Source organism: Prevotella sp. P4-51 (assembly GCF_002251455.1).
Taxonomy (GTDB): domain Bacteria; phylum Bacteroidota; class Bacteroidia; order Bacteroidales; family Bacteroidaceae; genus Prevotella.
Genome location: NZ_NPJM01000004.1, coordinates 26,070 through 37,580, shown reverse-complemented (window position 1 = coordinate 37,580; position 11,511 = coordinate 26,070). Strand labels below are relative to the sequence as shown.

Here is an 11,511-nt window from a genome sequence, read left to right as displayed (position 1 = left end):
ATAATAATATACTTTATTATATATATAAGCACAAGAGTGACATATATAGGCTCTCATTGGGGCGCAGGCACTTGCACCGACGCAACAATGAGAGCCCGGGACGCCAGGGCTGCGGGCAGACCGGCGGCAGCCAGGACGCGGAGGGCAGAGGGGCAGTCGGGGGCGAATACTGCAAAAAACAAGGAGGCTGTGTGGGTTTTTCAGATTTTATGTTTACCTTTGCCCGATGCAGAGGTGGCTCCGGCTCCTGCCAACGTCATCTCCAAGAGCGTGGAGGTACCGACGGCGGCGGTCAGACAACTCTGCAGGCGGCCGGGACTATGCACCATGGTCGCCGGGACTATGCGCCAGGTCGCTGGGACTATGCGCCAGGTCGCCGGGACTATGCGCCAGGTCGCCGGAAGCAAGAACAAAGGACAAAAGATATATATAATATAATAAGGTATGCGAGTACTAATCGTCAACACGAGCGAGAGGGCTGGCGGAGCGGCTGTGGCTGCACGACGGCTGATGGAAGCGCTCAACAACAGCGGCGTAAAAGCCAAGATGCTGGTGCGCGACAAGGAGACCGAGCACATCGCGGTGTGCAGTCTGCCCAAGTCGTGGCGCCACCACTTCAATTTCCTGTGGGAAAGACTGACGATATATCTCCATCTGCGGCTCAGCCGCCGCCATCTGTGGGAGATAGATTCCGCCAACGCGGGCACCGACATCACAAAGCTGCCCGAATTCAAGGAGGCAGACATCATCCATCTGCACTGGGTCAACCAGGGCATGCTCTCGCTGAAGAATATCCGCAAGATACTCGACTCGGGAAAGCCAGTGGTATGGACGATGCACGACATCTGGCCCGCCACGGCGATATGCCACCTCACCCTGGGGTGTGAGCGGTTCAAGAGCCACTGCGCCCACTGCCCCTATCTGCCCGGAGACAGCAGCCACGACCTCGCCGACGCCACCTGGCGACGCAAGGAGCGCATGCTCGCCGGCAGACGCATCACCTTTGTGGCATGCAGCCACTGGCTGGAGAGCGAAGCGCGCCAGAGCCGGCTCCTGGAGGGTCAGGAGACCTGCGCCATACCCAACCCCATCGACACCCGCCTCTTCGCCCCTGCCGACAAGGCCGAAGCCCGAAGACGACTGGGGCTTCCCGCCGACCGAAGGCTGATACTCTTTGCCTCGCAGCGCGTGACCAACGTGAACAAGGGTATGGACTATCTCATCGAGGCTTGCCGAAAATGGGAGCAGGAGCATCCGGAGATACGCGAGAACACGGGCCTCATCATCGTGGGCGGCCACGCCGAAGAGATAGCCGATCGCCTGCCGCTACAGGCTTACCCCTTAGGGTATGTCAACGACCCGCGCCGCATGGTGGATGTCTACAACGCCGCCGACGCCTTCGTGCTGCCGTCGCTCTCTGAAAACCTGCCCAACACCATCATGGAGGCGATGGCCTGCGGTGTGCCCTGCATCGGCTTCCGCGTGGGCGGCATACCCGAAGAGATAGACCACAAGGTCAACGGATATGTGGCTGAATACAAGGATGCCGACGACCTGGCTCGCGGTCTGCACTGGACGCTCGACGAGGCCGACCGCAAGACTCTGGGCGAGGAAGCCGTGAAGAAGGTGGCACAGCACTACAGCCAGCGCGCCGTCGCCGCACGCTATATCAATATCTACAACCGCCTTGCAGGCAAAGACTATCTGGAAGCATGACCATAACCGTTATCACATGTACCTACAACGCCGCGCACGAACTGCCGCGGACGCTGGCGAGTGTGGAGAGCCAGGACTATGACCAAGTGGAGCATCTCATCATCGACGGCAAGTCGAAGGATGACACCATGAAACTGGTAAGGGAGTATGAAGAAAAATCGCGGGGAGCGTCTCCCCACCTGATAAGGGCCGTCTCGGAGCCCGACGGCGGACTCTACGACGCGATGAACAAAGGTATCCAGATGGCTGAGAGCGACTACCTCGTATTCCTCAACGCCGGCGACACCTTCAAGGATGAGCACACGCTGCAGCGGGTGGCGCATGCGGCGCTCATGCCCGACGAGAAGCCGGCGGTAATCTATGGCGACACCGACATCATCGACGACCGAGGCCACTATGTGGGCCACCGCCGTCTGGCTCCGCCCGAGGCGCTCAGCTGGAAATCGTTCCGCCACGGCATGCTGGTATGCCACCAGGCGTTCTACGCCCGCACCGACCTTGCCAAAGCCATCCCCTACGACCTGAAGTACCGCTACTCTGCCGATGTGGACTGGTGTATAAAAATAATGAAGTCGGCAGCAAGCTACCGACTTCCTCTGGTCAACACGCATGCGGTGTTGGCTTGTTTTCTCGATGGTGGCATGACCACCACATATCATCGCCGTTCGCTCCGCGAGCGTTTCAGCGTGATGTGCCGCCACTACGGCGTGGCCAGCACGGTGGTGATGCATCTCTGGTTTGCCCTGCGCGGCGTCATCAGTCGTCGGCACACTCGTTGAGGGTGTAGGCGCTGCTGCCGTCGAAGCAGTGGGTGCAGACCTTACACTTGGGAAGACCGATGGCACGGATCAGCTCTTCCACACTATTGAAGCGGAGCGAGGTAAGTCCAAGCTCCTCAGCTATAGCCGCCACCATACGCTCGTACTCGGGCGACCCGGTGGTGGCATATTTATCCAGATTCTTGTTAGCATCGCCCTCGAAGCGCTCGATGATGCGTCGGGTGATGAGTTCCATATCACTCTTGGACGAGGTAAAGTTGATAAACGGACAGCCGTAGACCAGGGGCGGACAGGCTATACGCATGTGGCACTCCTTGACCTGTGCCTGGTCAAACAACACCTTGACATTGTCTCTCAACTGGGTTCCGCGCACGATGGAGTCGTCGCAGAACAGCACGCGCTTGCCCTTGAGCATAGCCACATTGGGGATGAGCTTCATCTTGGCGACCAGCGAGCGCATAGCCTGGTTGGCGGGAGTGAAGGAGCGGGGCCAGGTGGGGGTGTACTTGGCGATACAGCGCTGATAGGGCACCCGCTTGCCGGCAGCGTAGCCCATGGCCATACCCGTGCCGGAGTCGGGGATGCCACTGCAGCAGTCTACCTCGGTATCGTCGGTGAGCGCCATCTGGTAGCCATTGTCGAAGCGCACCTTCTCGACATTCCTGCCCTCATAGGTAGAGGTGGGGAAGCCATAGTAGACCCAGAGGAAAGAGCAAATCTGCATCTTCTTGTTGGCAGGGCGTATCTGCTCGGTGCCATCGGCTGTGATGCGCACAATCTCGCCCGGACCCAGCTCGTAGCAAGGCTCGAAGCCGAGGTTGGGGAACGAGGTGGTCTCGCTCGTCACGGCGTAGGCGCCATCCTTCTTGCCGATGATGAGCGGGGTGCGCCCCCAACTGTCGCGGGCACAGATGATGCCGTCGGTGGTAAGGATGAGCATCGTGCACGAGCCCTTGACATGATGATAGACATTCTCGATGCCCTCGCGGAATGTCTTGCCCTGGATGATGTGGAGCGCCACAAGCTCGGTGGTATTGGTCTTGCCCGACGACATCTCGGCGAAGTGCATATTGTGGCTGAGCATCTCGGCCTCGAGTTGCTCCATGTTGGCAATCTTGGACACCGTGCAGATGGCAAACTGCCCCAGATGAGAGTTCATGACCAATGGCTGTGCATCGGTATCACTGATGACACCTATACCTGAACAGCAGCCTTCAAACTTGTTGAGCGAAGCCTCAAATTTAGAACGAAAATAAGAACTTTCGAGGTTATGGATAGAGCGGACGAAGCCCTTATCCTCACTATAGGTTGCCATACCGCCACGACGGGTACCGAGGTGTGAATTGTAGTCGGTTCCGTAGAACAAATCGGCAACGCAGCTTTTCTTGGAAATAGTTCCGAAAATGCCTCCCATAAATGATAATAATATACTAACAGTGTAATTACGCGCTACAAAGTTACGTAAAAATCTTGGGGTTGAATATATAGTTTTTGTTATTTTTTCCTACTTTTTTGTGACAAAACACCATGGCTCTCTTGCCCATGCCGGCATTTATGGGTATCTTTGCAGCGTTAACAAATCTACACCTTATTATATAATATAGAATGATACGCATCCTAAACAGTACAAAACGCATCGTCGCCACCATCGTCGCGACCGCAACATGGATTGCCGTCGCAGCCCAACCCAACATCATCTACGACAACGACGGCACCGAGCTGCTGCTGAACACCTACTGGAACGGCGCACCGCTCACGCTCGCCCACCTCGACTCGCTCACGAGTCTTGCCGCGGGCTCGCAGGTGGGCACCTACTCCATCTGCTCGGGCAGCGACTTCGTATGCTATCCCTCGCGCTACTGCCGCTACTACGGCGACGACCGCGGCCACATAGACCATGGCGGCAACACGGCGCTCTACAACAATATGCGCACCTGCTATGACAATCTACTCCGCATCGAGGCCGAGGGAGGCGAGTTTATGCGGTCGTCGCTGCAGCTGGCACGGCGCCACGGCATGGCGGCGATGATAGCCTACCGCATGAACGACCTCCACTTCGCCGACGCCGAAACAGACTGTCCCGTGATGTGGGCAGAATGGTGGCTCAAGCATCCCGAATACCGCATCGGCGACCCCTCGCTGGGATGGCACAGTGCCGGCGCCTACGACTTTGCCCATCGCGCCGTGCGCAACCGCAAGGTGAGCATCATCGCCGAACAACTCAGCCGTTACCGCGACGACATCGACTGGTATATGCTGGACTTCATGCGCTTCTTCTGCTACTTCAAGCGGGGCGAAGGCAAGCGCCACACGGCTGAGATGACCGATATGATGAGGCAGATAAGGCGTCGGGCAGACCGCGAGTCGTCACGCCGCAAGCAGCCAGGACGCATAAAGCTCGCCGTGAGGGTGGCGCCGTCGCTGGCAGAGAATCTGGAGAAGGGAATAGACCTGCGCGAGTGGCTCGAGGAGGGCCTGATAGACCTGGTGAGCGTGGGTACCCACACGCTGATAGACCCGGCGCAGCCCATAGCACGGATGCGACGCGAGTTGGGCGAGGCACTCAACGTGCCCTTCTACGCCAGCACCGACATGATGACCTACACCGAGAACGAGCCCGTCTCGGAGGGTATGATGCGCGGCTTCTGCTCGGCTGCCCTGGACCAGGGCGCCGACGGCATCTATCTCTTCAACTACTTCTTCAACCGCTATGTGAGCGGCCACTATCAGCTGGAGCGCGGAGGGCAGGTCTGCCGCACGGCGCACCCTCGTATGCTCCACGAACTGGGTAGCCGGCAGATGCTCGAGGGTCGCAACAAGACCTACTGGCTCTCGGACGGCAAACGGCAGTACGGGCTGCGCCCCAACACACCACTACCGCTCACGCTCAAGGCCGGAGAGCGTCGCGATGTGACCATCTACGTGGGCGACCACATGGACTCTATCCGTCCGCGCGAAGTCATCGTCTTCTTCCGCACCCGTGGCGAGGCGCTGCTCAGCCTGAGCCTCAACGGCAAGCCCATGACTGCCACCCGCGCAGACTACCCTGCGCTCTACGACCGCTGCCGCAGACTGGCAGAGGGCGAGCACCAGTATGCCGTGACCATGCCTGCCGACGCCCTGCGCCACGGCGACAACACCATCACCATCACAGCCCCCGCCGGGAGCACTCCCATCACGCTGAAACGCGTGGAACTCACCCTCAACTATGGCGACGTGGAGACCCACGGGTACTTCTAACCAGCCCCAAGCCATCACCTCCCATCCGAAGGACACCCCCACGGCATCAAAAATCATCTCCACGCTGCCGGAGGCAAACGACGTAAATCCGAAGGTCATCTCGAGGATTCCAAAGGTCATCTCGAGGATTCCAAAGGTCACCTCGATGAATCCGAAGGTCATCCCCATCGCCACCGCGACCATCGCTGCTGGCGCCAAGATGATGAGAAAAGCCACGAATACTGTTAAATATTCATAAATCTTCATCATTGGGAGCGTCTCGATAATGGCTGATATAAAAATAATGTGTAATTTTGCACGCCGATTATTTCGGGGACACACTTAGAGTCCCCCGTGTGAGCGTGTTAATAGTGGCGCTTTTGGCCGAGCGTCATGGTTAGTGAATCGCCTGCACATCAAGAGAAATAAAAACGTTTTTTAGTAGTAAAAATTAAAATTAAAAATGAACACTTTAAGTTACAAGACTATTTCCGTTAACAAGGAAACAGCTACCAAGGAGTGGGTCGTTATCGACGCCACCGACCAGATTGTAGGTCGTCTTTGCTCAAAGGTTGCAAAGTTGCTCCGTGGTAAGTACAAGCCAAACTTCACTCCCCACGTGGACTGTGGAGACAACGTAATCATTATCAATGCCGCTAAGGTTCGCTTCACTGGTAAGAAGGAAACTGACAAGGTTTACACCCGCTATACCGGCTATCCCGGTGGTCAGCGCTTCAACACTCCTGCCGAGCTCCGTACTCGCAAGAACGGTGTCGACAAGATTGTTCGCCACGCTGTCAAGGGTATGCTCCCCAAGGGTCCTCTCGGTCGCGCACTGCTCGACAACCTCTATGTATATGAGGGCACAGAGCACAAGCACGAGGCTCAGAAGCCAAAGTCAATCGATATTAACCAGTATAAATAATAGGAACTAAAGATGGAAATGATTAATGCAATCGGTCGCCGCAAGAGCTCTGTAGCTCGTGTTTACCTCACCGAAGGTACCGGTAAGATCACAATCAACAAGAAAGATTTGAAAGATTTCTTCCCATCAGCTATCCTTCAGTATGTGGTTAAGCAGCCACTGAACCTTCTGGAAGTTGCTGAGAAGTATGATATAAAGGCCAACCTCGACGGTGGTGGTTTCACCGGCCAGAGCCAGGCTCTCCGCCTCGCTATCGCCCGTGCCCTCGTTAAGGTTAACGCCGAAGACAAGAAGGCTCTGAAGGACCAGGGTTTCCTCACTCGCGACTCTCGTGCTGTTGAGCGTAAGAAGCCAGGTCAGCCCAAGGCTCGTCGTCGCTTCCAGTTCAGTAAGCGTTAATATACTGAACCGTTTAGCATCTAAACCCATAAGACTTGCCTCTGCTGGCGATTACCTGTGGGTTGGTTCTAAGCAATATAGAATTAAAAAAGAAAGTAAACAACTCAAAAAGAAAAAGCAATGTCAAGAACTAATTTTGACCAGTTACTCCAGGCAGGTTGCCACTTTGGCCACCTCCGTCGCAAGTGGAATCCCGCTATGGCTCCTTACATCTTCATGGAGCGCAATGGCATCCATATCATAGACCTCAACAAGACTGTTGCCAAGATCGACGAGGCAGCAGAGGCGCTGAAGGGTATCGCCAAGTCAGGCAAGAAAATCATGTTTGTCGCTACTAAAAAACAGGCAAAGGACATCGTAGCCGAGAAGGCTGCATCAGTTAACATGCCTTACGTAATCGAGCGTTGGCCCGGTGGTATGCTTACCAACTTCCCAACCATCCGCAAGGCTGTTAAGAAAATGGCAAACATCGACAAGCTGATGAACGACGGTACATTCTCTAACCTCTCTAAGCGCGAGTTGCTGCAGGTAACCCGTCAGCGTGCCAAGCTGGAGAAGAACCTCGGTTCAATCTCTGACCTGACTCGTCTGCCCTCTGCCCTCTTCGTTATCGACGTAATGAAGGAGCACATCGCAGTGAAAGAGGCTCAGCGTCTGGGCATCCCAGTATTCGCTATCGTGGATACCAATTCTGATCCCAAGGCTGTAGACTACCTGATTCCTGCCAACGACGACGCCAAGGACTCTATCGAGGTTATACTGAACGCCTGCTGCGGTGCTATCGCAGAAGGTCTCGAGGAGCGCAAGGCTGAGAAGGCTGACGAGAAGGCTGCTGCTGAGCAGGCTGAGGAAGTGGCAGAGGCTAAGCCCCGCCGCACACGCAAGGCCCGCAAGGAAGAGGCTCCCGCCGCTGAGGCTGCTGCTACAGAGGCTCCCGCCGCTGAGTAATCAATAGAATCACAAACCCAAGTTTAAGAAATAACAATTATGGCTGTTACAATAGAAGATATCAAAAAGCTGCGCGCTATGACTGGCGCCGGTCTGGCTGATGTAAAGAACGCCCTGAACGAGGCTGAAGGCGATTTCGACAAGGCTAAGGAGCTCCTGCGTGAGCGTGGCCTCGCCATCGCTGCCAAGCGTTCAGACCGTGAGACATCAAATGGTTGCGTACTGGTTAAGAAGGTTGATGGCTTCGCCGCAATGGTTGCCGTGAAGTGTGAGACCGACTTCGTAGCTGCCGGTAAGGACTTCATCGCCCTCGTAGGCGAAATCCTCGACGCTGCAATCGCCGCACGCTGCACCAACCTCGACGAGGTTAAGGCGCTGAAGCTCGCCAATGGCGACGACGCTGCCACCGCCGTACAGCATCGCTCAGGTGTTACCGGTGAGAAGATGGAGCTCGATGGCTACAACTATCTCGTAGGTGACAACATCTCTGTATACGACCACATGGGCCGCCACACTCTGGCTACCATGGTACAGCTGGACAAGGACAACGAAGAGGCTGCTCACAAGGTAGCTATGCAGGTTGCAGCAATGAAGCCTGTAGCTCTCGACGAGGCTTCTGTTCCCCAGGCCGTTAAGGACGAGGAGCTCAAGGTGGCTATCCAGAAGACCAAGGAAGAGCAGGTAGAGAAGGCTGTAGTTGCCGCTATCAAGAAGGCTGGCATCAATCCTAACCTCGTAGACAGCGATGACCACATCGAGTCTAACATGAAGAAGGGATGGCTCACACAGGAGGAGGCTGACAAGGCCCGCGAAATCAAGCAGACCGTAGGCGCTGAGAAGGCTGCCAACCTGAACGAGCAGATGATCCAGAACATTGCCAAGGGCCGTATGGCCAAGTTCTTCAAGGAGAACTGCCTGGTAGACCAGGAGTTCCAGTTCGCCGACGAGGATGGCAAGATTTCAGTTAAGGACTGGCTGAAGAAGCAGGGCGATCTCAACATCGTTGCTTACAAGCGCTTCACCCTCTTGGCTGACTAATTTTCGATATAGTTAAAATCGAAATAATAATAAGGACTGTACCCCTTTCGAGGGATGCAGTCCTTTTTTAGTGCATGGCAGTGGCGGGGGCAGCCGGATGCAGCGTCGCGACAGCAGGCGTGGCCAGGGCTATTTTGCCCTACACCAATGATTTTACCGGCTTTTGCGCAAGCACTGTCAGAATTATTGTGTAACTTTGTGTATCAATAACAAGCAATCACCTATGAACCCATCTACCCACCCGTCAAGGACAGGCCACCACAAGGAGAAATAAAAACCCATATAACAATGAAACGTATATCCACACTGCTGTGCATGCTGCTCTGTCTGACAGCCTTATATGCGCAGAGGGCCGACAACTATCCGCCCACCAAGAACGCCCAGGTCAAGCTGAGCGAAACCAATCTGCCCATCGTCTTCATCGACGTAGACGGCAAGATGATACTCCGCGAAGAGCGTATCACCGCAAAAATCAAAATCATAGACAACGGCACGGGCAAGACCAACTATGCCGACCTCGCAGCCCACCCCGACCAGAAGGTGGACTATGAGGGATATATCAGTCTGAAATACCGCGGCAACTCGTCGTTCAACTCGTCTGACAAGAAGCCCTACGGCTTCAAGACCATCGCCAAGCCACTGGAAGAAGGCGGCAAGAAAGTGAAGGTGAGCCTGCTGGGACTAGGCAAAGACAACGACTGGGTGCTGCTGGCACCTTTCGCTGACAAGACGATGATACGCGACGTGCTCACCTTCGAGCTGGGGCGTCCCTACCTGGACTGGGTGCCCAGCTCGCGCCATGTCGAGGTGGTGGTAGACGGCAAATACTACGGCATCTACATCCTCACCGAGCGTCCTGGCAAGGGCAAGAACCGCCTGAACCTGCATGACCCCGGCGAGGACGGAGGCGACCTGACGGGCGACTGGCGCGTGGAGATAGACCGCGACGACGAAGACCACTACTACCGCTCCAAGTATCACCCCTATGGCCGCTACGGAACGGTGGACAATACCAAATACATCACCTACCAATACGACGACCCTGAGTATGAGGACTTTGCCGACCTGCCCGCCGGTACGGAGAAGGCCATCCAAAAGTCGATAGACGACATGGAAGACTGCTTTGCCGGCGACAACTACAAAGACCCCGTCAACGGCTATCGGAAGTATATCGACGTGACCTCGTTTATCGACTATATGCTCTCGACCGAGTTCACGTTCAACGTGGACGGCTACCGTCTGAGTTCGCACATGTACAAGTACAGCGAGACGCGCGCCAAGAACGAGGGGCTCGACAGCCGCTGGAAGTGTACGCTCTGGGACTTCAACATCGCGCTGGGCAACGCCGACTACTACAAGGGCTCGCGTACCGACCTGTGGCAGTACGACATGAACAGCCGCGAGACCGACAACCAGCTGGTGCCATTCTGGTGGAAGAGGCTCATAAACGACCCTGCCTATCAGACCGACCTGAAGGCCCGCTGGGCGCAGTATCGCGAGGGCCAGTATGCCGACAACCGCATCGACGCCAAGATAGACTCGCTCGCCACGCTGCTCACCTCGGGAGGCGCGATGGAGCGCAACGAGGCAGCCTGGGGCATGTTTGGCAGATATGTATGGCCCAACGCCTATGTGGGCTACAGCTTCAACGACGAGATAAGCTACCTGAAGCGATGGATAAAGAACCGTCTGACATTCATGGACAAGAAACTGCTGCCGCAGGAGAAGACAGACATACGACCCGTGACGGTGGCATCGGGCTATAACGCCGACGTGGTGGTCGAGGCGCTGCCCGCAAGCAGCCATGCCGACAATGCCGGCGACGGTGCCGACAACACCTTCTACTCTGCCGGGCTCAAGGCGTCGGGCGGACTGCCTACAGACGGCGTCGTCAACGCCCCATCGGGAGCCAACTTCCAGTTAGGCGACTATGCCGCCAGCAACGCCCTCGTCATCAAGACGGGCGAAGGAGGCGACCTCATCTTCGGCGCGCCCATAACGACCAGCCAGCTCTACATCCTCGCTACAAGCGGCGACGGCAGCAGCGACCTGACGGCTACCCCACTCTACAGCGACGGCAGCCAGGGCGAGGGCATCGCGCTCACTGTGGCAGACTGGTCGGTAAAGAGTCTGTCGGGCGAAGAGGCCATCAGCGGACTGAGCCGCATCAACAAGCGCACGGACACCTACAGCCAGAGCTTCGCCTTCTGTCTCTTTGACCACGCCATCGGCACCGACAAGAGTCGCAAGCTCAGAGGCGTGCGTCTCACCAACACCCGCGGAGGTCGCGCCTTGGTGATGGGTGTGGCCTACAGGGTGGTGCAGACCGTGGGCATCGACAGCCCCGCCACTGGAGAGCTCAAGGCGGTGGGTTACTACACGCCCAACGGAGTGCGCATAGCACGCCCGGGCAGCGGCATCACCATCGTCAAATACAGCGACGGCAGCGTGAAGAAGATTGTGGCTGGACGCAGCTGCAACAACTAA

At 56.4% G+C, this 11,511-nt stretch carries 11 protein-coding genes; 10 read left to right on the top strand and 1 reads right to left on the bottom strand.

The window, feature by feature from the left end; translation table 11 throughout:
* From CIK94_RS14590 to CIK94_RS00360, 3 genes are all read left to right on the top strand, one after another.
* On the top strand, positions 1–438 hold a 438-nt coding region (locus tag CIK94_RS14590; RefSeq protein ID WP_216821917.1), incomplete at its 5' end, for a hypothetical protein.
* A gap of 6 nt (positions 439–444) precedes the next feature.
* Entirely contained in the window at positions 445–1,716 is a 1,272-nt protein-coding gene (locus CIK94_RS00365; protein ID WP_094420635.1) for a glycosyltransferase family 4 protein, read from the top strand.
* Positions 1,713–2,495, top strand: coding sequence for a glycosyltransferase family 2 protein (locus CIK94_RS00360; RefSeq protein ID WP_094420633.1), 783 nt, complete (start codon positions 1,713–1,715; stop codon positions 2,493–2,495). Before CIK94_RS00365 ends, CIK94_RS00360 begins: the two co-directional genes overlap by 4 nt.
* On the opposite strand, the gene CIK94_RS00355 is transcribed toward CIK94_RS00360, so the two are convergent.
* On the bottom strand, positions 2,473–3,909 hold the full coding sequence (locus CIK94_RS00355; RefSeq protein ID WP_094420631.1) for an amidophosphoribosyltransferase: 1,437 nt from the start codon (positions 3,907–3,909) through the stop codon (positions 2,473–2,475). The two genes, CIK94_RS00360 and CIK94_RS00355, sit on opposite strands and share 23 nt — an antisense overlap.
* Before the next feature lie 191 nt (positions 3,910–4,100).
* Between CIK94_RS00355 and CIK94_RS00350 the strand changes: the two genes are divergently transcribed.
* From CIK94_RS00350 to CIK94_RS00320, 7 genes are all read left to right on the top strand, one after another.
* Entirely contained in the window at positions 4,101–5,735 is a 1,635-nt protein-coding gene (locus CIK94_RS00350; protein ID WP_094420629.1) for a hypothetical protein, read from the top strand.
* On the top strand, positions 5,704–5,973 hold the full coding sequence (locus tag CIK94_RS00345; protein WP_022311379.1) for a hypothetical protein: 270 nt from the start codon (positions 5,704–5,706) through the stop codon (positions 5,971–5,973). Before CIK94_RS00350 ends, CIK94_RS00345 begins: the two co-directional genes overlap by 32 nt.
* 204 nt (positions 5,974–6,177) lie before the next feature.
* A complete protein-coding gene (gene rplM / locus CIK94_RS00340; protein ID WP_094420626.1) occupies positions 6,178–6,639 on the top strand; it encodes a 50S ribosomal protein L13 in 462 nt (153 codons plus the stop codon).
* Between the two features lie 12 nt (positions 6,640–6,651).
* On the top strand, positions 6,652–7,038 hold the full coding sequence (rpsI, locus tag CIK94_RS00335; protein WP_022311377.1) for a 30S ribosomal protein S9: 387 nt from the start codon (positions 6,652–6,654) through the stop codon (positions 7,036–7,038).
* 120 nt (positions 7,039–7,158) lie between these two features.
* The gene (gene rpsB, locus CIK94_RS00330) at positions 7,159–7,986 is read left to right on the top strand and encodes a 30S ribosomal protein S2 (RefSeq protein ID WP_094385699.1); all 828 of its coding nucleotides are present in this window, start codon (positions 7,159–7,161) and stop codon (positions 7,984–7,986) included.
* Between the two features lie 39 nt (positions 7,987–8,025).
* Positions 8,026–9,024 carry a translation elongation factor Ts gene (tsf, locus tag CIK94_RS00325; protein ID WP_022311375.1) on the top strand — a complete coding sequence of 333 codons (999 nt, stop codon included), beginning with the start codon at positions 8,026–8,028 and terminating at the stop codon, positions 9,022–9,024.
* Positions 9,025–9,312: 288 nt separating this feature from the next.
* Positions 9,313–11,511, top strand: coding sequence for a CotH kinase family protein (locus tag CIK94_RS00320; RefSeq protein ID WP_094420624.1), 2,199 nt, complete (start codon positions 9,313–9,315; stop codon positions 11,509–11,511).

What these genes read in the sequence shown, in the direction of transcription:
- CIK94_RS00365 (WP_094420635.1), top strand. Translation starts at nt 445, where the DNA reads ATGCGAGTACTAATCGTCAACACGAGCGAGAGGGCTGGCGGAGCGGCT.
- rpsI (WP_022311377.1), top strand. Translation starts at nt 6,652, where the DNA reads ATGGAAATGATTAATGCAATCGGTCGCCGCAAGAGCTCTGTAGCTCGT.
- rpsB (WP_094385699.1), top strand. Translation starts at nt 7,159, where the DNA reads ATGTCAAGAACTAATTTTGACCAGTTACTCCAGGCAGGTTGCCACTTT.
- CIK94_RS00345 (WP_022311379.1), top strand. Translation starts at nt 5,704, where the DNA reads ATGGCGACGTGGAGACCCACGGGTACTTCTAACCAGCCCCAAGCCATC.
- CIK94_RS00360 (WP_094420633.1), top strand. Translation starts at nt 1,713, where the DNA reads ATGACCATAACCGTTATCACATGTACCTACAACGCCGCGCACGAACTG.
- tsf (WP_022311375.1), top strand. Translation starts at nt 8,026, where the DNA reads ATGGCTGTTACAATAGAAGATATCAAAAAGCTGCGCGCTATGACTGGC.
- CIK94_RS00320 (WP_094420624.1), top strand. Translation starts at nt 9,313, where the DNA reads ATGAAACGTATATCCACACTGCTGTGCATGCTGCTCTGTCTGACAGCC.
- CIK94_RS00355 (WP_094420631.1), bottom strand. Translation starts at nt 3,909, where the DNA reads ATGGGAGGCATTTTCGGAACTATTTCCAAGAAAAGCTGCGTTGCCGAT.
- rplM (WP_094420626.1), top strand. Translation starts at nt 6,178, where the DNA reads ATGAACACTTTAAGTTACAAGACTATTTCCGTTAACAAGGAAACAGCT.
- CIK94_RS00350 (WP_094420629.1), top strand. Translation starts at nt 4,101, where the DNA reads ATGATACGCATCCTAAACAGTACAAAACGCATCGTCGCCACCATCGTC.